General features: G+C 61.9%; 22 protein-coding genes and 1 pseudogene. 19 read left to right on the forward strand and 4 right to left on the reverse strand.

All coding sequences use genetic code 11. The annotated features are described in order from the left end of the window. The first annotated feature begins 7 nt into the window (after positions 1 to 7). The gene (locus BGI27_RS03105) at positions 8 to 652 is read left to right on the forward strand and encodes an MBL fold metallo-hydrolase (RefSeq protein WP_095523451.1); all 645 of its coding nucleotides are present in this window, start codon (positions 8 to 10) and stop codon (positions 650 to 652) included. 147 nt (positions 653 to 799) lie between these two features. After that, positions 800 to 1,507 carry a response regulator transcription factor gene (locus BGI27_RS03110; RefSeq protein ID WP_095523452.1) on the forward strand — a complete coding sequence of 236 codons (708 nt, stop codon included), beginning with the start codon at positions 800 to 802 and terminating at the stop codon, positions 1,505 to 1,507. 162 nt (positions 1,508 to 1,669) lie between these two features. Here the strand turns inward: BGI27_RS03110 and lolD are convergent, their stop codons facing one another. After that, entirely contained in the window at positions 1,670 to 2,362 is a 693-nt protein-coding gene (gene lolD / locus BGI27_RS03115) for a lipoprotein-releasing ABC transporter ATP-binding protein LolD (RefSeq protein WP_095523453.1), read from the reverse strand. Continuing rightward, positions 2,355 to 3,608, reverse strand: a complete 1,254-nt coding sequence (locus BGI27_RS03120) for a lipoprotein-releasing ABC transporter permease subunit (protein WP_095523454.1) — start codon at positions 3,606 to 3,608, stop codon at positions 2,355 to 2,357. Before BGI27_RS03120 ends, lolD begins: the two co-directional genes overlap by 8 nt. A gap of 98 nt (positions 3,609 to 3,706) precedes the next feature. Here BGI27_RS03120 and BGI27_RS03125 point away from each other — a divergent pair, with 98 nt between their 5' ends. From BGI27_RS03125 to BGI27_RS03205, 17 genes and pseudogenes are all read left to right on the forward strand, one after another. Next, positions 3,707 to 4,729, forward strand: coding sequence for a hypothetical protein (locus BGI27_RS03125; protein ID WP_141239723.1), 1,023 nt, complete (start codon positions 3,707 to 3,709; stop codon positions 4,727 to 4,729). Continuing rightward, on the forward strand, positions 4,726 to 6,435 hold the full coding sequence (recJ, locus tag BGI27_RS03130; protein ID WP_095523456.1) for a single-stranded-DNA-specific exonuclease RecJ: 1,710 nt from the start codon (positions 4,726 to 4,728) through the stop codon (positions 6,433 to 6,435). The genes BGI27_RS03125 and recJ overlap by 4 nt, the downstream gene beginning before the upstream one ends. Positions 6,436 to 6,548: 113 nt before the next feature. Then, on the forward strand, positions 6,549 to 7,694 hold the full coding sequence (locus tag BGI27_RS17830; RefSeq protein ID WP_095523457.1) for a methyl-accepting chemotaxis protein: 1,146 nt from the start codon (positions 6,549 to 6,551) through the stop codon (positions 7,692 to 7,694). 18 nt (positions 7,695 to 7,712) lie between these two features. After that, positions 7,713 to 8,018 (forward strand): response regulator, encoded by a 306-nt coding sequence (locus tag BGI27_RS03140; protein WP_095523458.1) that lies wholly within the window; start codon positions 7,713 to 7,715, stop codon positions 8,016 to 8,018. Between the two features lie 82 nt (positions 8,019 to 8,100). Beyond that, positions 8,101 to 8,397, forward strand: a complete 297-nt coding sequence (locus BGI27_RS03145) for an STAS domain-containing protein (RefSeq protein ID WP_095523459.1) — start codon at positions 8,101 to 8,103, stop codon at positions 8,395 to 8,397. A gap of 8 nt (positions 8,398 to 8,405) precedes the next feature. Then, complete coding sequence (locus BGI27_RS03150; RefSeq protein ID WP_095523460.1) at positions 8,406 to 10,421, forward strand: chemotaxis protein CheA; 2,016 nt, start codon at positions 8,406 to 8,408, stop codon at positions 10,419 to 10,421. A 15-nt stretch (positions 10,422 to 10,436) separates the two neighbouring features. After that, the gene (locus BGI27_RS03155) at positions 10,437 to 12,053 is read left to right on the forward strand and encodes a methyl-accepting chemotaxis protein (RefSeq protein WP_095523461.1); all 1,617 of its coding nucleotides are present in this window, start codon (positions 10,437 to 10,439) and stop codon (positions 12,051 to 12,053) included. Between the two features lie 8 nt (positions 12,054 to 12,061). Next, positions 12,062 to 12,601 carry a chemotaxis protein CheW gene (locus BGI27_RS03160; protein WP_095523462.1) on the forward strand — a complete coding sequence of 180 codons (540 nt, stop codon included), beginning with the start codon at positions 12,062 to 12,064 and terminating at the stop codon, positions 12,599 to 12,601. 10 nt (positions 12,602 to 12,611) lie between these two features. Further along, positions 12,612 to 13,460 (forward strand): CheR family methyltransferase, encoded by an 849-nt coding sequence (locus BGI27_RS03165; protein WP_095523463.1) that lies wholly within the window; start codon positions 12,612 to 12,614, stop codon positions 13,458 to 13,460. Then, positions 13,457 to 14,587: a protein-glutamate methylesterase/protein-glutamine glutaminase gene (locus BGI27_RS03170; RefSeq protein WP_095523464.1), complete on the forward strand. Its 1,131-nt coding sequence runs from the start codon at positions 13,457 to 13,459 to the stop codon at positions 14,585 to 14,587. The genes BGI27_RS03165 and BGI27_RS03170 overlap by 4 nt, the downstream gene beginning before the upstream one ends. An 8-nt stretch (positions 14,588 to 14,595) precedes the next feature. Continuing rightward, a complete protein-coding gene (locus BGI27_RS03175) occupies positions 14,596 to 15,840 on the forward strand; it encodes an EAL domain-containing response regulator (protein ID WP_095523465.1) in 1,245 nt (414 codons plus the stop codon). 954 nt (positions 15,841 to 16,794) lie between these two features. After that, a pseudogene (locus tag BGI27_RS17835) lies at positions 16,795 to 17,154 on the forward strand (enterochelin esterase domain-containing protein); the annotation flags it as partial. Positions 17,155 to 17,468: 314 nt separating this feature from the next. Further along, on the forward strand, positions 17,469 to 17,957 hold the full coding sequence (locus BGI27_RS17840) for an alpha/beta hydrolase (RefSeq protein ID WP_239591111.1): 489 nt from the start codon (positions 17,469 to 17,471) through the stop codon (positions 17,955 to 17,957). A 5-nt stretch (positions 17,958 to 17,962) separates the two neighbouring features. Continuing rightward, on the forward strand, positions 17,963 to 18,922 hold the full coding sequence (locus BGI27_RS03190) for a siderophore ABC transporter substrate-binding protein (RefSeq protein ID WP_170942965.1): 960 nt from the start codon (positions 17,963 to 17,965) through the stop codon (positions 18,920 to 18,922). Positions 18,923 to 18,927: 5 nt separating this feature from the next. After that, positions 18,928 to 19,890 (forward strand): ABC transporter permease, encoded by a 963-nt coding sequence (locus BGI27_RS03195; RefSeq protein WP_095523468.1) that lies wholly within the window; start codon positions 18,928 to 18,930, stop codon positions 19,888 to 19,890. Between the two features lie 3 nt (positions 19,891 to 19,893). Further along, positions 19,894 to 20,847, forward strand: a complete 954-nt coding sequence (locus BGI27_RS03200; protein WP_095523469.1) for an iron chelate uptake ABC transporter family permease subunit — start codon at positions 19,894 to 19,896, stop codon at positions 20,845 to 20,847. Then, positions 20,844 to 21,620: an iron ABC transporter ATP-binding protein gene (locus BGI27_RS03205; protein WP_095523470.1), complete on the forward strand. Its 777-nt coding sequence runs from the start codon at positions 20,844 to 20,846 to the stop codon at positions 21,618 to 21,620. The genes BGI27_RS03200 and BGI27_RS03205 overlap by 4 nt, the downstream gene beginning before the upstream one ends. A gap of 15 nt (positions 21,621 to 21,635) precedes the next feature. Here BGI27_RS03205 and BGI27_RS03210 read toward each other — a convergent pair whose 3' ends face one another. Together BGI27_RS03210 and cheD are read right to left on the reverse strand one after the other, a co-directional pair. After that, positions 21,636 to 22,688 (reverse strand): protein-glutamate methylesterase/protein-glutamine glutaminase, encoded by a 1,053-nt coding sequence (locus tag BGI27_RS03210; protein WP_095523471.1) that lies wholly within the window; start codon positions 22,686 to 22,688, stop codon positions 21,636 to 21,638. 49 nt (positions 22,689 to 22,737) lie between these two features. Next, positions 22,738 to 25,893 carry a chemoreceptor glutamine deamidase CheD gene (gene cheD / locus BGI27_RS18625; protein ID WP_141239722.1) on the reverse strand — a complete coding sequence of 1,052 codons (3,156 nt, stop codon included), beginning with the start codon at positions 25,891 to 25,893 and terminating at the stop codon, positions 22,738 to 22,740. Positions 25,894 to 26,016: the final 123 nt, after the last annotated feature.

A 26,016-nucleotide genomic window follows, 5' to 3' on the forward strand; every position in this document is an offset into this window, starting at 1 on the left:
GAAATCCATGGCATTGCGTTACCAGATCATCCCCGTCACACCCTTCATGCAGAACTGCAGCCTGCTGTGGTGTGACCAGACCATGGAGGCTGCCGTTGTCGATCCGGGTGGAGACGTCGCGCGCATCGAAGCCGCCGTGAATGCCGCTGGCGTAAAGCTGGGCAAGATTCTGCTCACCCACGGTCACCTGGATCATGTAGGCGGCACCGCTGAACTCTCCAGGCGCCATGACATTCCCATCGAGGGTCCGCAACGGGAAGATGCCTTCTGGCTCGACGCCCTGGCCGAGCAATGCCGGATGTTCGGTTTCCCTCTGGTTGAAGGTTTCACCCCCACACGCTGGCTGGAGGAAGGCGACAGCATCCAGATCGGTGCCGAGCGCCTGGCCGTGCTGTACACGCCGGGCCACACGCCCGGCCATGTGATCTTCTTTCATGCAGATACGCGGCTGGCCATCGTAGGCGATGTATTGTTCGCGGGATCAGTCGGTCGTTCTGACTTCCCGCGCGGAGATCACCCGACACTGATAGCCTCCATTCGCAGCAAACTATGGCCTTTGGGAAATGATGTCCGCTTCATCCCCGGACATGGTCCGATGTCCAGTTTTGGCGAGGAACGCGCAAGCAACCCTTTCGTGGCAGACGGTGTCTGAGCAACATGCCGTACACCACAACCTGCCCGTACAGCCCTTGAGTTTTCGCCCGAAGCAACCGTAAACAGAGATGGGAGCGCCTGCAGACCCATCCTGACCCCACCCGGTCAGCCGCCTGCCAGCACACAATAACTACAGGAGAGCGCCATGCGCATCGTCGTGCTCGAAGATAACCTGACTCAATCTACACTGGTCACCGCTTGGCTACGCAATGCCGGCCATGACGTTCATGAGTTCGCGCTCACACGCGAGCTGCAACGCTTTTCCAGCCGCGAAAGCGTGGATTTGTACCTGCTCGACTGGATGATGCCCGACATCTCCGGCGAAGCCTTCCTGCGCTGGCTACGCAACGAACGCAATGACGAGACGCCAGCAATCTTTATCACCTCGCGTGATTCGGAGGACGACATCGTCAATGGGCTGGCTGCCGGCGCCGATGACTTCATCGTCAAACCGGTCAGCCAACGCGTACTGCTCTCGCGCATCGAAGCTGTGATCCGTCGCAGCAAACCGCGTGATCCCATCGCACCGCTGGATCTGCCGCCCTACCTCATCGATCCCGAGCACAAGCGCATCACGCTGAATGGCCAGGAGGTGGAACTCACCGAAAAGGAGTTCGATCTCGCGGTATTCATGTTCCGCAACCTGGGGCGTCTGCTCTCGCGCGGCCATCTGCTCGAAGCGGTGTGGGGCCGAAATCCCGATCTCGCCACGCGCACGGTGGATACCCATGTTTCCCGCGTGCGCGGCAAGCTGCAGCTCAAACCCGAAAACGGCTTCCGTCTGGTACCCACCTACAACTTCGGCTACCGCCTGGAACGCGCTGAGAACGAAACCGAGAGCAACGTCGCCTGAAAAGCTATTTCAGGATCTGCAGCAAGAAGCCGTCAGCGGAAAGAAAGCATCGCATGCGCTCCGATCACGGCACAGTAAGATCCTGAACAGGTTCCTGAGCGCCTTCTGAAAAAACCGGCCCCATGCCACATGGGGCCGGTTTTTTATGCCTGAAGCCCGCGTTCAGGCATCCAGCATGCCATCGGTAATGCTCAGTACTCGGCCCGCACGCCTGGCCAGCTCAAGATCATGGGTCACGATGATCAGTGCAGTCCCCAGACGCTGGTTCAGCTCTGTCATGATGCCGAATACGGTAGCCGCAGTATGCCGATCCAGATTGCCGGTCGGCTCATCCGCCAGCAGAACCTGGGGCTCGGTCACCAAGGCTCGCGCAATTGCCGCACGCTGGCGTTCTCCACCGGAAAGCTCGCCCGGCGTGTGCTCTCCGCGATGCCCGAGGCCAACTGCCTCAAGCATCTTCGCTGCCTGCGCATGTGCGTCAGCCGTAGCCAGGCCACGAATCACCAGCGGCATGGCCACGTTTTCCAATGCAGAAAACTCGGGCAGCAGATGATGGAACTGATAGACGAAGCCCATCGCCTGATTGCGCATACGACCACGCTCGGCCTCGCTCATACGCGTGAAAGGCTTGCCCAGAAGCTCGACACTGCCAGCAGTCGGTGTATCCAGGCCACCCAACAAATGCAGCAGTGTGCTCTTGCCCGAGCCGGAAGCCCCAACGATGGCCAGCGTCTCGCCACGCTGCACGGCAAGGCTCACGCCCCGCAGCACCGGTACTGAAGTCTCGCCCGAACCATAGGTCTTGGTCAGCGCCTCAGCGCGCAGCACGATCTCGTTCACGGCATTCTCACTCATAGCGCAGGGCCTCCGCTGGATTCACGCGCGAGGCACGCCAGCTCGGATAAAGGGTGGCGACCAGCGTCAGCACGAAAGCCACGCCGACCACTCCCACCACATCTCCCCACAAGAGTTTGGAGGGAAGGTCCGAGATGTAATACACATCCTTGGCGAGGAACTGCACGCCAAAGGTCCGCTCGATCCAGGGCACCACAGTGGTGATGTTGAGCGCCAGACTCACGCCGCCCACCACGCCGGCACCCAGGCCGATCAAGCCCATCACCGCCCCCTGGATCACGAAGATCGCCATCACCGCGGCGGGGCTGGCGCCAAGCGTACGCAGAATGGCGATATCCGCACGCTTGTCCTGAACCGCCATGACCAATGCCGACACGATGTTGAAGGCAGCCACCGCCACGATCAGCGTGAGGATGATGAACATCACGGTCTTTTCCATCTGCACGGCGCGGAAGAAATTGGCGTGGCTCTGCGTCCAGTCCGTCACGTAGGCATCAGGCGGCAGCTGCTGCGACAACTGGCGGGACACACGCGGGGCATCGAACAGTTCCTTCAGGCGCAACCGCACACCACTGACAGCATCGCCCATCTGGTAGAGCACCTGCGCATCTTGGATGTTGAGCAGCGCCAGCCCGGAATCGAATTCATACATACCGGCCTCGAAAATGCCCACCAACCGGAACTGCTTCACACGCGGCAGCACGGCCGCCGGCGTCACCAGTCCCTGAGGTGCGATCAAGGTCACCTTGTCCCCCACCCGTGCGCCCAGGGCCATCGCCAGCTCGCGCCCGAGAATCACGCCGAACTCACCGGGGCGCAGATCCGTGAGCACACCTGCCTTCATCTTGCTGGCGAATTCGGCTACACCCTCCTCGCGCACCGGATCGATGCCGCGCACGATGGCTCCGCGCACGCTCTGGTCGATGGAGAACATCGCCTGCTGCTGCACGAAGGGAGCCGAGGCCAACACCTCGGGGCGCCCCTCGGCAAGCTTCGCGACCTGTTCCCAGTCACGCAGCTCACCGTCGTAGCCCATGATCTGCGCATGCGCTGCCACGCCCAGAATGCGCGAGCGCAACTCGTCCTGAAAGCCATTCATGACCGACAGCACCACGATCAGGGCCATCACGCCCAGCGCGATACCCGCCATCGAGACAAAGGAGATGAAGGAGATGAAGCTGCCACCCGAGGCATTGCGGCGTTTGGCGCGCACGTAGCGCAGCCCGACAAGTATGGGAAATTTCATGGCGCGGCAATGCTACACTGCCCGCGCCCACCGCGCACTTGCCCCCTTCTACAGAACTTCCCGTTCCTGCCGTGGAACCCGCCGCACAAACCACCCTGATGCCTTCGGAACACGATCCGCGCGTGCGCACGCTGCACTGTCTCCTGCCAGGCCTGGCCTGGCCCGTGCCCGGTCAGACATCTCTTCCCCCTGTGCCCGCACTGGCAGCCCTGCTCGGCCGTGCGCACTGCCGGCACGAGGCGGCCCAGCCATGGTCGCACTGGCTGGCCACACACTGCGGTAGACAAGGATGGGGATTATTGCGCCGTCTGGGGGAAGAAGATGGTGCCGTACGCCCTGGCCGCTGGTTATGTGCCGATCCCGTCCATTTGCATATGACACGCGATGCGCTTCTACTGCGTGGCCCCGATGAGCTCGACGTCGACACGCAGGAGAGCCTTGCCCTGGTCGATACCCTGAATCAGGAGTTCAGCGAATTGGGCCAATTTCACGTGGCCACGCCACAACGCTGGTATCTGCAGTTGCGCGGGCCCGCTCAGGCCGACTTCCATCCGCTGGTCGATGTACTCGGGCGCCCTGTCAGCCAGTTCACACCCGAAGGCACGGACGCCCGCCGCTGGAATCTGCACGCCAACGCCATCCAGATCCTGCTGCACAACCATCCGGTGAACGCCGCGCGCCAGGCGCGGGGTGCCCTGCCGATCAACGGGCTGTGGTTATGGGGCGCGGGGGAGCCTGATACCGGACTGCCCGCACTACCGGCCATCCTCAGCGAGGATCCGCTGCTGCGCGGCTTCGCCCGCCATCACGGTGCCGGCATCGTTGCCGACGCCGATTCGTTGCTGGCCAGCGGTGGCTGGTGGCATGACAGCCGTCTGCATCAAGCCATGCTGGCCACCGATCCTCATGCCTGGCTAACGGCTCTGGCCGAGCTGGAGGACGTGCTGTTCCGCCCCTTGCTCACAGCGTGGCGCGCGGGCCGGATCGATGCGTTGTACCTGCACGCGCCTGGCGATCAGCACGCCCTGACGGCAACGCTCACACGGCGTGCACGCTGGGCCTTGTGGCGTCGCCCCCTCTCACCGGCCAGGCTCTCGGCCTTGCTTCAAGGAAGCGCATGACCCGCCTGCTTCATCGCCAGACCGCCCCCAAGCTCGCCAGACAGTTGCAGCAGGGGGGATTGCATCCACTGCTCGCTCGCCTTTATGCCGCGCGGGGCATACACAGCGTGGCAGAGCTGCGCGAGGATCTCGGTGGCCTGCTGCCACCCGCCGGTCTCAAGGATATCGACCGAGCGGCCACCCTGCTCGCCGACACCGTGATGCGGGGCGAGCGCATCGTCATCGTCGCCGACTACGATTGCGATGGCGCCACCGCCTGCGCCGTGGGCATGCGTGCACTGCGCATGATGGGGGCAATGGACTTGCATTATTTCGTGCCCGATCGCGCCATCCATGGCTACGGTCTGTCGCCCGCCGTGGTGGCAGAAGTGGCACAGCTGCAACCGCACCTGTTGCTGACCGTGGACAATGGCGTCGCCAGCGTGAGTGGCGTGGCCGCCGCACAGGCAGCGGGTATGCAGGTACTGGTAACCGATCACCACCTCCCGGGCGACCAGTTGCCCGACGCCGAAGTCATCGTCAATCCCAATCAGCCGGAATGCGGTTTCGCCAGCAAGGCACTGGCCGGCGTCGGCGTGATGTTCTACGTGGCATTGGCGCTGCGCGCCGAGCTGCGCGCGCGTGGCTGGTTCAACGATGCCCGGCCCGAGCCCAATCTTGCCAGCCTGCTCGACCTCGTCGCCCTGGGCACCGTGGCCGACGTGGTGCCCCTGGATGCCAACAACCGCCTGCTGGTGCGCCAGGGGATCGCCCGCATGCGCGCCGGGCGCATGAGTGCCGGCGTACGCGCGCTGTTTGCCGCCGCCGGTCGCGCGCCCGAGCGCGCCTCCACCTTCGATATGGGCTTTGCGCTGGGCCCGCGCCTGAATGCCGCAGGCCGCCTCACCGACATGCGCCTGGGCATCGAGTGTCTGCTCACCGACGATTTCGCCCGTGCACTGAACCTCGCACGCGAACTCGACAGTCTCAACCGCGAACGCCGCAACATCGAGCAGGAAATGCGTGAAGCCGCACAGCTGCAACTGGACGTTTCGGCGCTCGACAATGGCCCGGCCATCTCCTTGTTCGAGCCCGAATGGCATCAAGGCGTGATCGGCATCGTCGCCGGGCGCATCAAGGATCAGACCCATCGCCCGACCATCGCGTTCGCCCGTGCTGACGATCATGACGGCGACGGCGAGCTGAAGGGCTCCGGCCGATCAATTCCGGCGCTGCACCTGCGGGATGCGCTGGATCTCATCTCCAAACGTCATCCTGAGCTGATCCTGCGCTTTGGCGGGCATGCCATGGCGGCCGGCCTCTCCATCCGCGAAACCGATTTCGAACGCTTCCGCACACTTTTTGCCGAAACGGTAGCCAGCCTGACCCGCCCGGAAGACCTGCAGCGCTGCCTGCAAACCGACGGCTCGCTGGAAACCGGATACATGAATCTCGAAACCGCACGCCTGCTGGAAGCTGAGATCTGGGGCCAGGGGTTTCCCGCACCACTGTTCGAAGACGTATTCCAAGTGGAGCGGCAGCGCCTGCTCAAGGACAGGCACCTGAAACTTCAGCTTTCCAAGCCCGGCGCGGTCTTCGAGGCTATCCATTTCAATTGCGCCGATGCCCTGCCGCCCCGCATCCGCGCAGCCTATCGCCTGGCCAGCAACGAGTATCAGGGCACCAGCAGCCTGCAACTGATGCTTGAGTACTACGAACCGGCCTGACACACGGATCGCCAGCAAATTCCCTGCCCTTTCGGGATAAGGTCATTCCCTGTTCAAGCAACGCCGGCGCATGCCGTAAAGCATGTAGCCCCAAGCACCACAGGAACCGGTCCATGAAGCCAGCCACCGCACAAGAATCAGCCATTACTCCGGGTTTCTACCTGATCGCACTGATCAACCTGGTCCTGCTCTCCGCCCTCGCCAGCACCTGGTGGATAGGCCTCATCGCAGGCCTGCTCTGTGCCGGCCTGCTCTGGTGGTGCTGGCCGCGACCGCGCGTGACGGAACAAGTTGTCGTCGACAGCGAGCCTACACTTCAGCAGCAGGACAAGCCCGCACAGCGCTATCTCTCCGTCGTGCACGGCGTGGTTCCCCTTTGGCGGCGCCACATCATCGCGGTACAGGATCAGATCCGGGATGCCATTGAGGCATTGACCGGCCGCTTCGCCGGGCTGGCCTCCCAGCTTGGTCGGGTTGCGGGTGGCAACAGTGGCAGCGACGCCGCATTGCATGCCGTGGCGGAAGCCGAGCGTGGGTTGCAGGAAATCAGCGCCACACTGGGCAAGACGCGCGAAGTCACCGATACGTTGGTCAACCAGATCACCACGGTGGCCAGCCACATGAGCAATCTGCGCCAGATGGCCGAACAGGTTGGCGCCATCGCCAACCAGACCAATCTGCTCGCCCTCAATGCCGCCATCGAAGCGGCACGCGCAGGAGAGGCCGGCCGCGGATTCGCCGTGGTGGCTGATGAGGTGCGCAAACTTTCCTCGCAGTCGGCCGATACCGGCAAGCACATCAGTCAGACCATCAAGGCCGTGGATGAAGCCATGCAGCACGCGCTTGATCTCTCGCGCAGCACCGCCAGTGAGCAGCAGGACATGGTGCAGCGTTCCGAAGTCACGGCGGACTCCATCATCAATGAATTCAGGGCCGTCACCGAGGCCATGCAGCAGGAGATGCAGACGCTGCAGGAAGAGCGCCAGTCCGTGCAGGGCGATCTTGAACAGGTGCTGATCAGCCTGCAGTTCCAGGATCGCGTCAATCAGATCATCGAGCATGTCAGCAAGGACATGGCGCGCCTGGACGAGCTCTCACAACGCGCCTCCACCAACGGTTTGAGCAATGTCGAGATAGGTTCTGCAGAAGAATGGCAGGCCAAGCTGGCCGCCAGTTACACCATGCTGGAGCAGCATCAAGTACACCAAGGCCAGAATACTGGCCGGGTGGCACCTTCAGAAGCCATCACCTTCTTCTGACGAGCCAGGAGCCCCTCGATGGCAAAAACGATCCTGATCGTTGACGACTCGATGAGCCTGCGCACCACCCTGGGCATCGCACTCAAGGGCGCGGGCTACGATGTGGTCGAGGCCGTGGATGGCAAGGATGGCCTTACCAAGCTCGACGGCCGCAAGTACAACCTGATCATCTCCGATGTAAACATGCCCAACATGGACGGGCTCAGCTTCGTGAAGTCCGCGAAGGCCATGCAGGCCTACCGCTTCACGCCGATCCTGATGCTCACCACCGAAGGGGATGCCACCAAGATGGCGGAAGGCAAGGCTGCAGGCGTACGCGTCTAGGTACTCAAGCCTTTCCAGCCGCCTGCCCTACTGGACGCCGTAGCCAAACTGGTCAGCGCACAAGCGCATCAGAGGAGGCTTCATGAGCCTTTCCATCCTCACGCCAGGCCCACAGATGCTCGCCGAACTCTCGGGTGAGCTGACCGTCGCGCAAGCGGCGGAAGTCCGTGACGCGCTGGCTCTGGCGCTCACGACCTCGGAGCAGCTCACCCTGGATCTGGGGGGCCTCGAGGAAATCGACGTGGCCGGACTGCAAGTGTTGCTGGCACTGGCCAGCGAACCTCATCCCGTCCATTTCACCAATCCATCCCCTTTTTTGCTGCGCCTTGCCGGGTTGCTGCAGCTTGAGCCCCTGCAGCAACGCTTCTCCACGAACTAGGAGCTGCCATGATCGACAATCCGGCTGCACACCACGCGTTGGTCGAAGAGTCCCGGGAATTGCTCGATGCGATGGATGCCGCACTGCTTGCACTTGAGAAGGGCGGGCGCGACACGGAACACATCAACGCCGTATTCCGCGCAGCGCATACCATCAAAGGCTCGGCAGGACTTTTCGGCCTCGCCCTGATCGTGGATTTCACACACATTGCCGAAAGCGTGCTGGTGCGAGTGCGTAATGGCGAAATTCCGCTGGACCCCGACCTGCTCTCGCTGCTTTTCGATTGCGGCGCCTATCTGCGCGACCTGATCGACGCACTGGCTGAAAGCACCCATCCGACCGACCCCGATGCCGCACAACGCGCAACGCTGATCGCCGGTCTGCACACTTATCTGGGCGGGCCTCCCGCAAGCGTCGCCACGACGAGCGAAACTCCCCGGAACGATGAAGGAGGGGCGCAGCGCTGGAGCATCCATCTGGGCTTCTATGCCGACGCCCTGCGCGACGGCATGGACCCGCTTTCCTTCATCCAGTACCTGGAACGCCTGGGAGATCTCCACGATATCCGCACCGATATCAGCCGTCTCCCGGCGCTGGCTGATCTCGACCCGGAGTCCTGCTACCTGCAATTCGATCTTCTGCTGGAAACTCAGGCCACACGGGAAGAAATCGCTTCGACCTTCGAGTTTGTCGCCGAAGGCAGCGATATCCGCATCGAACCGGCTGCCCTGCAGGCAAGCCCCGTCTTGCCCCCTCCGGGCGAGATCCACCTCGCGGACATCGACCGCCCGCCCGCCACCGAACGCCGCGGCGGTCTCCGCCAGACCATGGTCAAGGTGGAAGCGCGCAAGCTCGATGAACTGATCGATACGGTGGGCGAACTGGTGATCGCAGCCGCCAGCGGACGCATGTTCGTCGGCAAGAAGCAGTTCGATGCCGTGCATGAAGTGATGGGCGAGATTGAAAAACTGGTCGAGCAGATCCGCAACAAATCGCTGAACCTGCGCATGACCCCGATCGGCGATATCTTCCAGCGCTTCCCCCGCATCGTGCGCGACGTCGCCAAGGATCTGGGCAAAAAGATAGAACTGTCCATCAGCGGCGCGGATGCGGAACTCGACAAATCCATGATCGAGAAGCTGGCAGACCCGCTGCTGCATATTGTGCGCAATGCCATCGACCACGGCATCGAGCCGGTCGAGCAACGCCTCGATGCTGGCAAGAGCCCCGAAGGCAGGCTGCGTCTGCATGCCTATCAGGATTCCGGCAGCATCGTGATCGAGGTCAGCGACGATGGTCGCGGCCTCAACCAGGCGCGCATCCGTGCCAAAGCCATCGAAAACGGCCTGATCAATGCGGATGCCATGCTCGACGACCAGGCCACGTTCGCACTGATCTTCCAACCTGGCTTCTCTACTGCTGAGGTGGTAAGCGATCTTTCAGGACGTGGCGTGGGCATGGATGTCGTCCGCCGCAACATCGAGCAGTTGCGTGGCGAGATCGAGATCGAGTCAGTACCCGGTCATGGCACCACCTTCCGCATCCGTCTGCCACTCACGCTGGCCATCATCGATTGTTTCCAGGTCGCTGTGGGCAACGCCAACTTCGCCATCCCCCTGGAACTCGTCGTCGAGTGCATCGAACTCGAAGAGGCGCTGGAGGATTACCGCATCGTCAACCTGCGCGGCGAGCCGCTGCCCTACATCACGCTGGCCGACATCTTCCATATCGCACCTCAGCCTGCGGCCATCCGTTGCATGGTTGTGGTTCAGAGCGGACGCCAGCGCGCCGGCATCCTCGTAGACCGTCTGGTCGGCAAACTGCAGGCCGTGATCAAGCCCCTGGGGTATCTGCTCCAGGGCGTTCGCGGTCTGGGCGGAGCCACCATTCTCGGTGACGGCAAGGTCGCACTGATCCTGGACGTCCCCGCCCTGCTAGACCTGACCACGCGGCAAGAGGCCAATCAAGTACTCGAAGCCGAAATCAGTAATACCGCCACCCACAAGACCAGTATGCAGTCCTGAAATTCGGAGATCGTCATGAAACTCGTGCACAAGATGCTGTTGATGATTGCCGTCGCGCTCGCAGGCATCGCCTTCCTGTCCTGGTTCTCCTCCAGGGAAACCGAACGGGTCTATCAGGTCACCAACTTTGCGAACCTGAACACCGTGCCCAGCATGCTGGTGATGAACGATCTCAACGATCCATATGCCAAGAACCGCGTACTGCTGTGGCGCCTGGCCATCTCCTGGGAGAAAAAGGATCGAGACGACCGCCTGGCCGAACTGGAAAGCAACGAAAAGAAGATCTTTGCGGCCTTCGACGCCTACGACAAACTGGTCAGCGACGAAAAGGACGCCGCGATGCTCAAGGGTCTGCGTGACGGCTATGCCGAATACCAGACGTTCAAACACAAGGTCATCGAGGAAGTGCTCCGAACCAATGCCGACCGCATTGCCAAGACCGAACATCTGGCCGTGCTCATGCGCGAACATGCCACCTACACCCGCAAGTTCAACGATGCCATCCAAGCCATCCTCGACTACAACGCCGGGCTTGGCCAGGCCAAAGCCAAAGAGGCTGAGGAGACACGCCATCGAGCAGCCACCATCACTCTGGCAGCAGCAGCAGCCTGCCTGCTGCTGGTCTTCGGAATCGGCGGCTATGTGCTCGTGAGCGTGCTGCGGCAACTGGGCGGCGAACCCGACTATGTCGCCGAAATCGCCCGTCAGGTAGCCCAGGGAAATCTCACCGTTGAAGTCAAGACACGCCATCCACGCAGCGTGCTGGGCGCCATGCAATCCATGGTCGAACGGCTATCCACGGTCATGATGCAGGTTCGTGCCTCGGCCGATGCGTTGGCCACGGCCTCCGAAGAGTTGGCGTCCTCCTCCACCTCGCTGGCGCAGAATTCCGGCAACCAGGCTGCCAGCGTAGAAGAGACAAGCGCCTCGATGGAAGAGATCTCGGCGACCGTGATGCAGAATGCAGAAAACGCCCGCGTCACCGATGGCATGGCCTCGAAGTCTGCCGACGAAGCACGCCAGGGTGGCACGGCCGTAGCCGATACGGTCAGCGCGATGCGCCAGATCGCCGAGAAAATCGGCGTGGTCAACAGCATCGCCTACAAGACCAACCTGCTCGCCCTGAACGCGGCGATCGAAGCTGGGCGGACCGGGGAACATGGCAAGGGCTTTGCCGTGGTGGCCTCCGAGGTGGGAAAACTCGCAGACCGCAGCCAGGCCGCAGCCGAAGAGATCAGTGCGTTGGCCACCAAGAGTGTGACGCTCGCCGAGCGCGCGGGCACGCTGCTCAACGAGATGGTGCCCTCGATCAGCAAGACTTCGGACCTGGTAAGAGAAATCTCGGCAGCCTCCGGTGAACAGCAGAACGGCGTCTCACAGGTAAACCAGGCCATGAGCGTGCTGGCCCAGGCCACCCAGTCGAACGCCGCCGCATCCGAGCAGCTCAGCGCCACCGCCGAGGAAATGAGTTCCCAGGCTCAGGAACTGCAGCAGGCCGTGAAGTACTTCCGGCTCAGCCATGCGGCCGACACCTCGTACAGTGCCAAGGAGCTTCCGGCCGTCAGTAACAATGTATCGACACGCCAGACTACGCGCAGCAGCGTGGATGAATCCTCCTTCACCAGCTTCTGAGGCGCATCATGACCGCCGTCGAATCCACTTCGCGCCGCTATCTGACCTTCAGCCTGCACAAGGAGATCTTCGCGGTTCCCGTGGCCCCCATCCGCGAAATCATCGAATACCCGGGGGTCACCGAAATCCCGCTGGCACCGGAATTCCTGCGGGGTGTGATCAACCTGCGTGGCTCGGTCGTGCCGCTGATCGACATCGCCGCCCGCTTCGGACGGGGCGCCGCCGAGATCACCTGGCGTACCTGCGTGATCATCTTCGAGACGACGCAGGAAGACAGCCTGGGGCAACTCCTGGGCATCGTGGTGGACACCGTGCATGAAGTGCTCGATGTCCCGGCCGAGCAGATCGAGCCCCGCCCCGAATTCGGCACCCTCATGCGCACCGAATTCGTCGATGGCATGATCAAGCGCAATGGCAAGTTCATCATCGTGCTAGACATCGACAAGGTACTCAATCCGCAGGAACTCAAGCGCCTGATCGAAGCCAGCGAGCAACGCCCCGAGGCCTGCCCCGAAGGCGAAGCCATCACCGAGGTCCAGGACGCCTGATGCTCACGCCATGAATACGCCCTGTGATATCCCGGCTCTTCAACTCAGCGAACGCAGCTTTGGGTTGTTGCGTTCGCTGTTCGAGAAGGAAACCGGGATACACCTGCGCGGAGAAAAGCGTCATCTGGTGATCGGCCGGTTGCAGCGACGCCTGGAGCAGCGCGGCCTGCACGATTTCGAGAGCTATTGCGCCCTGCTTCAACAGCCACACGAAACGCAGGAACGACAGCATTTGATCGATGCGCTGACCACGCACGAAACCTACTTCTTCCGCGAACCGGCCCATTTCCAGCATCTTCGCGAGCAGGCACTGCCAAACCTGGAAACGCGACCGCTGCGAATCTGGAGTGCCGCCAGCTCATCCGGCGAAGAGGCCTACAGCTTGGCCATGACCTTGGCCGACACACTCGGTCCGGATGGCTGGGAGGTTTTCGCCTCGGACGTCTCAGCCTGCTCGGTATGGCAGGCTATCCAGGGGCTCTATCCGCAGCAGCGCCTGGACAACATGCCTAAGGGCTACCTGAAACGCTTCTGCCGGCGTGGTCAGGGCGTTTATACAGGCCAGATGCTGATTCATGCCGATCTGCGCGCCCGCGTGAATTTCTTTCGCCACAACCTGCTGGCGGACGACAACAAACTGGGGGAATTCGCTGTGGTCTTCCTGCGCAACGCACTGATCTATTTCGATGCCACGCGTCGCGGCCAGATCATCGGCAAAGTGGTGCGCCATCTGCGCCCCGGTGGCTATCTTTATCTCGGCCAGTCAGAATCCTTCTCCGAGCCGCTGACCAGCCTGGAATATCTCGGTGGCTCGATCTACCGCCGGCCCTCCTGCCCGGCAATAGCGAGGTCAACATGATCCGTGTGATGATCATCGACGATTCCGCCGTGATGCGTTCGGTCCTGCAGGACATCCTGCAGAAGCACCGGGGCATCGAAGTCATCGGCACAGCTTCCGACCCCATCTTCGCGCAACAGCGCATGGCACATGACTGGCCGGATGTGATCGTGCTCGACGTGGAGATGCCACGCATGGACGGCATCACCTTCCTTCGCAAGATCATGGCAGAACGCCCCACGCCGACGGTGATCTGCTCCTCGCTCACGGAGGCCGGCGCGGAAACCACGCTGCAGGCACTCGAAGCCGGGGCGGTGAGCATCATCACCAAACCCACCACCAAGCTCACGGAGTTTCTGCGCGATTATGAAGATGACTTCATCGCCGCCATCCGGGAAGCTTCCGTGGCCCGCCTGAGCAATCTGCGACCTCATGCGCGTACAAGCTCGACGGGCGCTATCAGCACTCGGCAAGAGGCGCCCTCTTCAGCACGCACCACGTCCCCCGTCCCGGAAAGACTCAGTGCCGATGCCGTGCTGGCGCCAGCCGCAGGGCGCAGCGCCATGACTCGCACCACGGACCAGATCGTGGCCATCGGCACCTCTACCGGAGGCACTCAGGCGCTTGAATTTCTTTTCACTCACCTACCGGCCACCACGCCCGGCATCGTGGTGGTTCAGCACATGCCGCCGATGTATACAAAGAGCTTTGCCAACCGACTCAATCAGCTCTCCAAGGTCAGCATCAAGGAAGCTGAGACGGGCGACCGCATCCTCCCCGGCCACGCACTCATCGCCCCTGGCGGCAAACACATGATGATCCGGCGCAACGGAGCCCAGTACGATGTCGAAGTGGTGGATGGCCCACTGGTCTCGCGCCATCGTCCTTCGGTGGACGTACTGTTCCGCTCTGCGGCCAAGGCCGCCGGCGCCAATGCCTTGGGCATCATCATGACCGGCATGGGAGACGACGGCGCGCGCGGTCTCAAGGAAATGTTTGATGTCGGCGCGCAGACTGTCGCCCAGGACGAAGCCAGTTGCGTCGTGTTCGGCATGCCCAAGGAGGCCATTCGCCACGGTGGCGTGCAGGAAACTCTTGCACTCTCGGACATCCCCGCCCACCTCCTCAAACATGGGGGCAAAGCCTAGGGAAAGCCATGATCAAGTCACTCAATCCGCTTCTTAAACTGCACGGCGCCCTGGTGGTAGACGACAGCAGCGTGCAGCGTGCTCATGCGGTGGAGGTGCTGCACAAGGCAGGCATCACCCGCGTTGTCGAAGCCGAGGATGGCAAGAGCGGGCTGGAAGCCGTCCGCCGCCTGATGCCGCCTCCTGCCCTGCTGGTGGTCGATCTGGAGATGCCACGCATGGATGGCATCGAGATGCTGCAGGCCCTGGCCACCGAAAACTATCGCCCACCTGTGCTCGTGGCGAGCAGCACGCATGCCTCTCTGGTGGCGTCCGTGGAAACCATGTGTCAGGAGCTGGGCCTGCCAATTCTTGGCGCCTTCGAAAAGCCCTTCACCCTGGAAGTCCTGCAGCGGGCACTGCTCCGCTTCGAAAACATCTTCGAAGCCCGGCGAGCACATCGCCGCATCGAAACCCAGATCAGCCTGGAGGAATTGCGCGAAGCACTTACCCGACGGCAGATCCAACCACATTTCCAACCCAAGATCAGCCTGGCGGATGGTGAGGTGTTGAGTCTGGAAGCCCTGGCGCGCTGGCAGAGTGCCAAGCATGGTTTCGTGCCGCCGGCCGCCTTCATTCCTGTAGCCGAAGACAACGGATTGATCAGCGAGCTGACCCTGCAGATGCAGGAAGCCGTACTGGAGCAGATGCAGCGTTGGGCCGCGGAAGGATTCACACCCAGCGTGGCCGTCAACCTCTCCGCGCACTCGCTGGCGGAACGGCACTTCATCGATGAAATCATCCGGCTGACCCTGCAGGCCCAGATTTCACCAGGGAAGCTGATCATCGAAGTCACCGAATCGGCACTGGTCGGCGACATGGGAGCCGCCCTAGGAGCACTGGGGCGCCTGCGTCTGAAGGGTTTCGGTCTGTCGATGGACGACTATGGCACCGGGTTCTCGACTACCCAGCAGCTCTCGCGCCTGCCCCTGACCGAACTGAAGGTAGACCGCTCCTTCGTATCAGGCGCGCCGGACAAGGCCAGCCTGCGCACAATCCTTTCGTCGGTCGTGCGTATGGGGCGCGAACTCGGGCTCACCACCCTGGCCGAAGGTGTGGAGCACGAATCTGAGCTGCGCCTGCTGCAAACGCTGGGCTGCGATCAGGCTCAGGGTTATCTGATTGCCAAGCCGATGCCCGGCTACGAGATACGCCCCTGGCTATCGGAAAACCAGGCGCGTCTGGCAACGCTGGTTGCCCCTCCTGCGTCCTGATTCTGCCGTATCGCAATTCCTGAACCTGAAAACGAACAGGCCGGCAGCTCTGCCGGCCTGTTCGCATATCCGGCTGGTGCAAATCCAGCCCGATTCGCAACGAATTACATCATCGCCTGATAGACCGCCGGAATGAGGGCAACGGCGCCCATGACAACGATACCGAGGTAAGCACCTGCGGCTGACAACGCGGTTTTGACTTGCTTGGACATGATCGGATTCCTCTCTGCTGTGGCTGGCACCGGAAGCGGTGTTTGACGATTTCAGTATCTATCGGGAAAACCCGGATAGCCAACTCAAGTTTTCGATTTTCACATCTACAAAAGTTATTGAATTCATATATTTACAAGACTCATACAGGAATCAGCCGTGCTGATGGCTTAATCCCCTGGACCCGTGCGGGTTTCCATGATTTAATGCGAACCATTCTCGTTTTTTCAGGCAGCAGCCCCCGAATATGGGGAGTCAAGAGACCGATCGCGGCGCCTGACAACAGGTGCCTTCATCATGCGTCTGCTTCGCCTGCTCTGTTCCAGCCTCGTGTTTGCCGCTTCCGTCTCCGCTTCCAATGCCAGCCAGCCCCATAGCGGACAGCTGGAAGCCGGTCAGGAAATCCTCTTGCCACTGGCCGTAAAAACTGGCGATTACATCGAAGCTTCACTGGACACCCCTCAGGCACGTGTGAATCTCGATCTGCTGGCCAGCGACGGCCACGCCGTACGCCGTCTGCTACAGGCGAGCATCGGCAGTGGCGTCTTCCGCTTCATCGCCCAGCCTGGTCAGACCCTACGCCTTGGCGGAACCGTCAGTACCACCCCCTATACCCTACGGATCACCCGCCAGGTTTCCGTGGCTGAACAGAAACTTCCGCCCGAACCACTCGCTAGCCCGGCCCTGCGCGAACTAGCGGCAGATCTGACAAAGGGCGGCAGCACTGATGCCTTCTGGGCGCGCATGGCACATGAAGGTACTCCGCTGATCGAAGCGGCTGGAAACGGGCAATACCGTGTGACCTTCCTCTGGCGTGGCGCCAAACATGGCGTGCGGCTGTTCGGAGGACCGGCCCGCGATCACGACGAGTTGCAACGCCTGGGGCAATCGGACGTCTGGTTCCGTAGCTATACCGTGCCAGCCAATGCCCGTGCCAGCTATCGGCTGGCACCCGACGTACCGGTGTTCGCCGGCAACCCGCGCGAACGCCGCGTGGCTATCCTCGCCACAGCCCAGGCCGATCCGCTCAATCCACGTCGCTGGCCAGGCGATGCTCCGGACCGCTTCACGCAGCAGTCAGTGCTGGAGTTGCCCGAAGCCCCTTTGCAAGCCTGGATCACACCTACGGGCGCAGCATCCGGCAGCCTGCAGTCCTGGTTGCAGGAAAGCCGCATCCTCGGCAATACGCACGACATCGCGCTCTATCGACCTGCCGGATTCGATCCTGGGAATCCAGCCAATCTACTGCTCTTCGTCTTCGATGGCCCCGAGTACCAGAGCCGGGTTCCTACGCCGACGATCCTGGACAATCTCGTCGCCGCGGGCCGCTTGCCCCCACCGTTGCTGTCTTCATCAGCAATGCCAGCGCCGAGGCTCGCAGCGTGGAACTGCCGGACAACCCCGACTTTGCTCGTTTCATGGCAGAGGAACTATTGCCACGTGTGGCACGCGAAACCGGCATGCAGCCCCGGGGCGAACGCACGACGCTGGCCGGCTCCAGTTATGGTGGTCTGGCCTCGGCCAGCATCGCACTGCGTTACCCGCAGCAGTTCGGTAACGTGATCGCGCTTTCAGGCTCTTTCTGGTGGGCGCCACTGGAGGCCGATCAGACCCGTCATTACATCGGCCAGCGCGTACTCACGCTGCCCAAGGCGCCATTGCGTTTCTTCGTCAGCGCCGGACTCTACGAAACAGCCAACGGTACTTCCGGCGGCATTCTGGAAAGCAGCCGACATCTGCGCGATCTGCTCGAAGCCCGTGCTTATCCCGTGCATTTCCGCGAGTACACCGGCGGCCACGATTACCTTGTCTGGCGCGGTGCACTGGCTGATGGCCTGCTCGCATTGTTTGATCTCAAGCCTTCCCAGGTAACAGGTCTTCTCTCCTCCCCCACCTCTTCCCGCTGAAAACCATGACTCCTGCCTCACTGCTCCGCTCATCGCTCCGTATGGTCAGCCAGGTTGCGCTGGTACTGGCCGCCTCCGTCGCTCTGGCCGCCCCTGCTGGCAAGCTGCGTATCGAACACGCCAGTGGTGTCACCGAAGTCACCGCAAACCCGCGCAAGGTCGTGGTGCTCGATCTGGCCGCACTGGATCTGCTCGATACCCTGGGTGCCCCGGTAATCGGCGTACCGAAGTGGAAGATGCCGCCGGAACTGGCGCGCTATGAAGCGGCCAGTGTCACCAAGATGGGTTCCCTGTTCGAACCGGATTACGAAACCATCAACGTCGCCGCACCCGACCTCATCGTGATCGGCTTGCGTCTGCGGGAGAAATACGCAAAACTCGCCCAGATCGCGCCGACAATCGATCTGACTGCCGATCCGCAAGATTTTTACGGCAGCCTGGCACGCAATGCCCGTCTGGTGGGTCAGATCTTCGGCAAGCAGGCCGAGGTCGAGAAACGCCTGAAACAACTACAGACCAGCACCACAGCGCTACGCGCAACAGGCAGCAAGGCCGGACGTGCCCTGATCGTTCTCACCACGGGTGGCAAGATTTCCGCCTACGGCCCGGGCTCCGGCTTTGGCGTGTTGCATGAACAGTTCGGTCTGCAAGCAGCCGACCCGACCCTCAAGCCTGCCACACACGGCCAGGCCGTTTCGTACGAATACCTGCTCAAGGCCAATCCCGACTGGCTGTTCGTGATCGATCGCGATGCCGCCATCGGCGCGGCTCAAGGCAAGAGCGCGCAGCAACTGCTGGACAATCCGCTGGTCGCCCAGACCACAGCCTGGAAGAAGAAACAGGTGGTTTATCTCAACCCCACCCACCAGTACCTCACCAACGGTAGCCTGCGCGCGGAACAAGCCATCGTTGATGAAGTCAGCGCCGCGCTGGCCGGCAAGATCACCACCACTGCTGCCCGCTGAAGATCATGAAGCTCTGGGTGCTGCTGGTACTGGGCGTGCTCGCCACGGCAACGCTGAGCTTGTTCATCGGCGTGGCGGACTTCTCGCTGGCGCCGCTGGGCTGGCCGGACGAAGCCCAGGCACGACTCACCCTGCTGTGGGTGAGCCGTGTGCCACGCAGCCTGGCCCTGGTCTTTGCCGGCGCGGCCACCGCCGTGGCAGGCCTGATCATGCAGATGCTGCTGCGTAACCGCTATATCGAGCCAGCCATGGTCGGCACGGTGGAGGGCGCCTGCCTTGGCATGCTGTTGGCACTGATCGTGGCGCCTGGCATTCCGGTATTCGGCCGCATGCTGATGGCCTTTGTCGGCGCGATTGCGGTCACCGGGCTGTTTCTTGCGATCCTCTCGCGCCTGCCGCTGCGCTCAGTCCTGATCGTGCCGCTCACTGGCATCATCCTCGCTGGCATCGTGGATGCAGCAACCAACTTCATCGCCTTCAACTTCGAACTGCAGCAATCCCTGGCTGCCTGGCGCCTGGGGGATTTCGCGCAGGTGCTCTCGGGCCGCTGGGAACTGCTCTGGTTGGCCTTTGCGCTGACGCTGGTGGCGGCTTTCGTGGCAGACCGCTTCACCATTGCCGGGCTGGGCCGGGATACCGCTACCAGCCTCGGCCTCAACCATCGCCGCGTAATGGCGCTGGGTCTGGTGATCGTTTCAGCGGTTTCGGCCAGCGTGGTCGTTACCGTTGGTGTGATCCCCTTTCTTGGCCTGGTGGTGCCCAATCTCGTGAGCCTCGTCAGTGGCGACAACCTGCGCCGCGCCGTACCGCTCACCGCGCTTGCGGGCGCACTCTTCGCACTCGTCTGCGACGTGCTCGGGCGCTTACTCAACTGGCCTTTCGAAGTTCCCATCGGCGTGATCATCGGTATCGTCGGCAGCGCCACTTTCCTGTGGATCCTGGCGCGCGAGCGCAGAAGACTGGGCTGACACATGAGCCTTTCGCATCGCCGCACTTTGCTTGCGCTCGGCCTGGGTTGCCTGGTCGTGATCACGCTATCCATGACGCTGGGCGCACGTGGCAGCTGGAGTTTCGTGCTGCCCTTCCGCGCCACCAAACTTTTCGTGATCTGCCTCGTGGCGCACGCCGTGGGCGTTTCCACGGTGCTGTTCCAGACACTTTCCGGCAACCGCATCCTCACACCCGCGGTGATGGGTTTCGATGCACTGTTCCTGATGCTGCAGACGGCACTGTTCCTGCTGCTTGGCTCATTCCAGGTAACCTCGTTGCCGGGCTGGGCCATTTTCGTACTGCAGGTGGCCGCCATGGGCAGCTTCGCCGCGCTGCTCTACCGGCGTCTCTTCACCGGCAGCGCGCAGAGCCTGCACATGATGATCCTGGTGGGCATCGTGCTGGGTACCCTGTTCCGCTCGCTGGCGAACTATCTGCAGAGCCTCATCGATCCGAACGAATTCCTGGTGCTGCAAGGCCGCCTGTTCGCCAATTTCAACAATGCGGATCCTTCCGCACTGGGCATTTCCGCACTGGTGATCTCGGCGTCCACGACAGCGGTGATCCTGCGCCTGCCCCGGTTCGACGTCATCGGCCTGGGTCGTGAGCGCGCGATCAACCTCGGCCTGGATTACCGCCGCGAGATGACCTTCGGCCTGGCACTGATCGGTGTGCTGGTCTCGGTGTCGGCCGCGCTGGTCGGCCCGGTGACATTCTTCGGCTTGCTGGTGGCGCACCTCGCCTACCGGCTGCTGCCCACGCACCGCCATGCCGTCGTGCTGCCCGCCGTGTCGATGATTGCCATCATGGCCTTGCTGATCGGGCAATTCGTACTCGAACGCGTGTTCTCGTTCGGCGCCGCGCTATCGATGGTCATCGAATTCGGCGGCGGCATCCTCTTCCTGTTCCTCCTGCTGCGCGGTGCCGCCAGATGATAGAAACCCATGCCCTGACGAAACGCTACGGCCAGACCACGGTGGTGGACGCCGTTTCGCTGGATTTTCCGCCTGGCGGCCTGAGCGCCATCATCGGCCCGAATGGTGCCGGCAAGTCCACCTTGCTGTGCATGCTCGCGCGTCTGCTCGACGCGGATGGTGGTGAGGTCCGCCTGGATGGGCGAGCGCTGGCCGACTGGCCCAATGCCGACCTGGCATGCCGGCTGGCCATCCTGCGCCAAGACAATCACCTTGCCATGCGCCTGAGCGTGCGTGATCTGGTGAGCTTCGGGCGATACCCGCACAGCAAGGGGCGCATCACACCAGCGGACCGTGAGCAGATCGCTGCCGCGCTGGCCTACATGGATCTGGAAGCCATCGCCGACCGCTTCCTTGATGAGCTCTCCGGCGGCCAGCGTCAGCGTGCCTTCATCGCCATGGTGCTGGCGCAGGACACGGATTACATCCTGCTCGACGAGCCACTCAACAATCTCGACCTGCGTCATGCACACGACATGATGCGGCAACTACGGCAACTGGCAGACGAACGCGGCAAAACCGTGCTGGTGGTATTGCATGACATCAACTTCGCTGCGGCCTGGTCGGACCGCATCATTGCCATGAAGAATGGCCGCCTGCTGCATGCCGGCCCCCCCGCCGAAATCATGCGCCCGGAAGTGCTGGAGGAGATCTACGACCTGTCCATGCCGGTACACCAGTTGGGCGCGCATCCGGCAGGTCTGTACTGGCTGCCGGCAGCAGCGCGGGAGTGAACCGTCACAGTGCGGTCATGCTGACGCCCGGGCGTGCAGCCGACTCAGGAGGTGATCGGCGATCCCCGACAACGGCAGGATCGCATCCGCTGCACCAATCTGTGCGGCCTCTCGCGGCATGCCCCAGACCACGCAGCTTTCCTCATCCTGCACTACGGTGTGGACGCCGGCCTGGCGCAGTGCGAGCAACCCGCGCGCGCCATCCTTGCCCATGCCTGTGAGCAGAACGCCGATGGCATTGCTACCGACATACGGCAAGGCTGACATGAACAGTTTGTCCACCGCCGGCCGGTGCAGATTCATGGTCTCGTCGTCGTTCAGCGACAGCATGTATTGCCCTCCTGCCTTTGTCAGCACCATGTGGCGCCCGCCCGGCGCGATATAGGCGTGCCCAGGCAGCGGCCGTTCGCCGTGCTCGCCTTCCTTAACATGTAGGCGGCAGAGGCTGTCCAGACGGCGTGCGAACGAGGCCGTGAAGCCGGGAGGCATGTGCTGCACGATGATGATCGGCGGCATCGCCGGTGGCAAAGGCTTCAGAACCTCCTTGATCGCTTCGGTGCCTCCGGTGGATGCCCCCAGCAATATCAAACGGTCTGCGGCCCCACGGATCTCCAGTGAGGCCGGTTTGGGCACGCTGCGCTGGACGGCGCGCCCCCCTCCTCCGGCCCGCAGACGGCATTGCGCCGCCATCTTCACCTTGGCGATGATCTCCTCGGCGTAGCGCTCGAGCGTTTCCACCACCATGCCAACCGGTTTGGTGACGTAATCCACAGCCCCCAGTTCCAGCGCCCGCAGTGTCACATCCGCACCGGCCTCGGTAAGTGTGGAGATCATGATCACCGGCATCGGACGCAGACGCATCAGGCGGTCGAGGAACTCCAGTCCGTCCATGCGTGGCATCTCGATATCCAGCGTCAATACATCCGGCTCCAACTCCTTGATCTTGTCCCGGGCCACGTAGGGGTCGCTGGCCGTGCCTACCACCCGGATCAGCGGATCCTGGCTCAGGATGTGTGTGAGCAACTGCCGGATCAATGCGGAGTCATCGACTATCAGGACCTTGATCATCCTAGTCTCCTGGCGTCACCCACCACGGGCCGCCTTCCACGCCTGCGTTTCAGAATAGATCCACACCACCACCGACCTTCATCTTCTCCAGCGTTTCCTCGTAGGCCTGTTCGCGCCTGAAGATGGTGTCGTTGTGCAGGCTCTTCAGCGTCTTGACGATCACCCGCCCTTGCGTGGGCATGAAGTACAGTTTGCGTGGCCAGTCGCCCAACAGGTCGCTGGCTCGCATCACAATGTTCTCCCGCGCCAGGTAATCCAGCACGAAGACCGCATTGCGCGTACCGATATCGGACTGGTGGCGCTGGCAGGCAAACATCCGGCCGCCACCGAAAACCTTGGCCTCCAGACGATCCCGACGCGCACCGGCCTTCAAAAGCTGGTTGATCAGAATCTCCATGGCATAGGAACCATAGCGCGCCGATCCTGCCAGGAGATAGGGATCAAGGTCGACGGGCAACATGAAGTGGTTCATGCCGCCCACGCCGGCAGTACGATCATAGATGCATGCGGACACACAGGAGCCGAGCACAGTCACGATGACCAGCTCGCGGCTGGTCACGTAATACTCGCCCGGCATGATCTTTACGGCCTGCTGGTTGAGGCGATGATCGAAGTAGCGGATCGGTTCGCCATCTGCCTCAGCCATACACTCCCCCTCCTCTTCCTGGCCCTTGGCCAAGCGCTGGATCGTCACCTTGGGAGCGGGTCGCCCGCCCCCTTTCTGTGACGAAGGCAGACTCGGCGGAGCCTTGGGCCCGGCAACGGCAAGCGACTCCTTGCCTGGAGCAGCGGATTCGGTTTCATCCGCCCGTAGCTTGAAACGCCGTACTACTTGCAGGAGGCTCGCAGCCTGCCCCGACAGGGATTCCGCCGATGCAGCGGCCTGTTCGACCAGCGCTGCATTCTGTTGCGTGGTTTCGTCCATCTGGTTGACCGCCACGCTGACTTGCTCGATACCGTTGCTCTGCTCGACGGAAGCCGCCGAGATCTCGTTGACCATGTCGGTCAGGCGGCGGATGGAGGCCACCACCTCCTCCATGGTCTTGCCAGCGGAATCCACCAACCGGTTGCCGCTCTCGGCCTTTTCCACCGAGTCGCTGATCAACCCCTTGATCTCCTTCGCAGCGGCAGCGGAGCGCTGCGCCAGATTGCGTACCTCGCCAGCAACGACAGCAAACCCTCGGCCCTGCTCACCCGCACGCGCTGCCTCGACTGCGGCATTCAGCGCCAATATATTGGTCTGGAAGGCAATGCCGTCAATCACACCGATGATATCTACGATCTTGCGCGCACTATCGTTGATCGCACCCATGGTACTTACCACCTCTCCGACTACTTCGCCCGTGCGAGTGGCTACCGACGAAGTGCTCTCGGCCAGCGAATTGGCCTGCCTGGCATTCTGCGCATTCTGTTTCACGGTGGAGGTTAGCTCCTCCATGCTGGAGGCAGTCTCTTCCAGCGAGGCTGCCTGCTCCTCGGTACGCGCGGAAAGATCGGTGTTGCCACTGGCGATCTCGGAAGACGCCATGTGGATTGTTTCGGACGATTCGCGGATCTGGCGCAGCATTCGCTCCAGGCTCTGCACGGTTTCGTTGGTGTAATCCTTCAGCTCGGCAAAGGTGCCCTGATAGTTGGCTTCGATGCGCTCGGTAAGGTCGCCCTTGGCGAGTGCGCGCAACACGCGCGCAATATCCTTGAGGCTGGCGTCGCAGGTCGATACAACCTGATTGATGCCGGAACTCAATGATTGAAGGAACCCTGCCTTGCCCGTGACCTCGCAGCGTTGGCTGAAATCCCCGGCAGCGGCAGCGGCCACGATCCCGTTGACTTCCTTCTCCACGGCAACTTCGGAAGTACGATCGTTCCATTCCACGACGCTGCCCAGACGCGCGCCGCTCTCGTCGATCACCGGATTGGCCGTGAGCGAGAAGATGCGCCCGCCAATCGTCACCTGCGAACGGAAAGTGTTACTGAAGGTGGCGAGTAGCCGGCTCTGGTGATCAGGGTTTTTGTGGAACACGTCGATCTTGGTGCCTAACAGCCGATCGACGTCGAAGTGCGGCAGATCCTTGCGGATATCAGACTGTGCCACCCGCAGCATCTCTATCACGGAAGGGTTGAGATAAATGATGGTGCGCTCGTTGTCCGCGATCATCACGTTGGTATTCACGCTGTCCAGCCCGATCTTGATCCGCAGCGCCCGTTCGGCCCGCTCCCGGGATTCATTGATATCGAATCCCAGCTTTATCTGCATAAGCTTGAGACCATTCAGCAGCTGCCCGATCTCATCCTTGGTGCTCGTACGGATTTCACCACGGAAGTTGCCGGAAGCGATGTCACGGAACCGCGCCACGGCCAGCCGCACGGATCTCAGCGTGTCACGTACGAACAGGGCCGCCATGGCGATGCCGAAAATGAAGATCAGCAAGGTGATAGCCAGAAGTGCGTAAGCCTGTGCGCTCAGCATGCCGACCCGCTCACGCAGCAATTTCTCGATCACCTCGGCCAAGTTGTAATAGAAGCCATAGGCGCTATCGACCGAAGTACTGACCTCCTTGTAGAACAGCTTGTTGTCGTAATCTGCCTTCGGTGCCAACAGAATCCTCTGTTTCACCAGACTGCCTGCGCTTTGCACTCCAGCCTCCAGGCTCCGCACGGCCGGCTCCAGCTGCGCGGCAATTTCGGGGGCATACCGGACCGCAGCCGAGAACTCGGTGCCGATCATCTCCATATGCTGTTCCGCTTTCGCCACATTGAAAGCCAGGTCCAGCTTGGTGTTCTGATCGAAGGTGTTTCTCTGGAGCATCAGGGCACCCAGTCGCCGGGTGTAGGCCATGTGATTGGCCAGCTCGGGAGCGTTGAGAACACCGGCTATGACCAGATGGTAGGTCCCGGTATCCGGATCCAGTACCAGCCCGGAATCGCTGGCCACATCGCTCATCAGACTGCCAACCCTGTTGATCAGCACGGAATGGCGCTCGAAAGACTGATCGACACTGAGCTTGGCATCGTCCGCCAGCAAGGCTTCCACATCCCGCTTCAAGGATTGCCATTTGCTGTCCACCGAAAAACCGCGCAATGCCGCAGTCTGCCCCTCCACGGAGCGCAGCCTGACTTCGAGATCAGCAGCGATCGCCTCCAGACTCTTGGCTGCCTCAGCATCGCCGCCCTTGACTTCAGCGCTGCGCCCACGATGGTTCTGCAATGCCGGCAGCAATCCCAACAGCTCACGGTGATAGACGAGCCCTTCCAGCTCGACCCGAGTACCTCGAATGAATCGCCCCGGGTTTCCTAGACAGCCCCGAGCTTCATGAAATACTGTTTTTCA

Source organism: Candidatus Dactylopiibacterium carminicum, from assembly GCF_014736495.1.
Classification (GTDB): Bacteria; Pseudomonadota; Gammaproteobacteria; order Burkholderiales; family Rhodocyclaceae; genus Uliginosibacterium; species Uliginosibacterium carminicum.

What these genes read in the sequence shown, in the direction of transcription:
- BGI27_RS03170 (WP_095523464.1), top strand. Translation starts at nt 13,457, where the DNA reads ATGATCCGTGTGATGATCATCGACGATTCCGCCGTGATGCGTTCGGTC.
- BGI27_RS03110 (WP_095523452.1), top strand. Translation starts at nt 800, where the DNA reads ATGCGCATCGTCGTGCTCGAAGATAACCTGACTCAATCTACACTGGTC.
- recJ (WP_095523456.1), top strand. Translation starts at nt 4,726, where the DNA reads ATGACCCGCCTGCTTCATCGCCAGACCGCCCCCAAGCTCGCCAGACAG.
- BGI27_RS03125 (WP_141239723.1), top strand. Translation starts at nt 3,707, where the DNA reads ATGCCTTCGGAACACGATCCGCGCGTGCGCACGCTGCACTGTCTCCTG.
- BGI27_RS03210 (WP_095523471.1), bottom strand. Translation starts at nt 22,688, where the DNA reads ATGATCAAGGTCCTGATAGTCGATGACTCCGCATTGATCCGGCAGTTG.
- BGI27_RS03195 (WP_095523468.1), top strand. Translation starts at nt 18,928, where the DNA reads ATGAAGCTCTGGGTGCTGCTGGTACTGGGCGTGCTCGCCACGGCAACG.
- BGI27_RS03190 (WP_170942965.1), top strand. Translation starts at nt 17,963, where the DNA reads ATGACTCCTGCCTCACTGCTCCGCTCATCGCTCCGTATGGTCAGCCAG.
- BGI27_RS03120 (WP_095523454.1), bottom strand. Translation starts at nt 3,608, where the DNA reads ATGAAATTTCCCATACTTGTCGGGCTGCGCTACGTGCGCGCCAAACGC.
- BGI27_RS03145 (WP_095523459.1), top strand. Translation starts at nt 8,101, where the DNA reads ATGAGCCTTTCCATCCTCACGCCAGGCCCACAGATGCTCGCCGAACTC.
- BGI27_RS03205 (WP_095523470.1), top strand. Translation starts at nt 20,844, where the DNA reads ATGATAGAAACCCATGCCCTGACGAAACGCTACGGCCAGACCACGGTG.
- BGI27_RS03105 (WP_095523451.1), top strand. Translation starts at nt 8, where the DNA reads ATGGCATTGCGTTACCAGATCATCCCCGTCACACCCTTCATGCAGAAC.
- BGI27_RS03155 (WP_095523461.1), top strand. Translation starts at nt 10,437, where the DNA reads ATGAAACTCGTGCACAAGATGCTGTTGATGATTGCCGTCGCGCTCGCA.
- BGI27_RS03160 (WP_095523462.1), top strand. Translation starts at nt 12,062, where the DNA reads ATGACCGCCGTCGAATCCACTTCGCGCCGCTATCTGACCTTCAGCCTG.
- lolD (WP_095523453.1), bottom strand. Translation starts at nt 2,362, where the DNA reads ATGAGTGAGAATGCCGTGAACGAGATCGTGCTGCGCGCTGAGGCGCTG.
- BGI27_RS17830 (WP_095523457.1), top strand. Translation starts at nt 6,549, where the DNA reads ATGAAGCCAGCCACCGCACAAGAATCAGCCATTACTCCGGGTTTCTAC.
- BGI27_RS03140 (WP_095523458.1), top strand. Translation starts at nt 7,713, where the DNA reads ATGGCAAAAACGATCCTGATCGTTGACGACTCGATGAGCCTGCGCACC.
- BGI27_RS17840 (WP_239591111.1), top strand. Translation starts at nt 17,469, where the DNA reads ATGGCAGAGGAACTATTGCCACGTGTGGCACGCGAAACCGGCATGCAG.
- BGI27_RS03165 (WP_095523463.1), top strand. Translation starts at nt 12,612, where the DNA reads ATGAATACGCCCTGTGATATCCCGGCTCTTCAACTCAGCGAACGCAGC.
- BGI27_RS03175 (WP_095523465.1), top strand. Translation starts at nt 14,596, where the DNA reads ATGATCAAGTCACTCAATCCGCTTCTTAAACTGCACGGCGCCCTGGTG.
- BGI27_RS03150 (WP_095523460.1), top strand. Translation starts at nt 8,406, where the DNA reads ATGATCGACAATCCGGCTGCACACCACGCGTTGGTCGAAGAGTCCCGG.
- BGI27_RS03200 (WP_095523469.1), top strand. Translation starts at nt 19,894, where the DNA reads ATGAGCCTTTCGCATCGCCGCACTTTGCTTGCGCTCGGCCTGGGTTGC.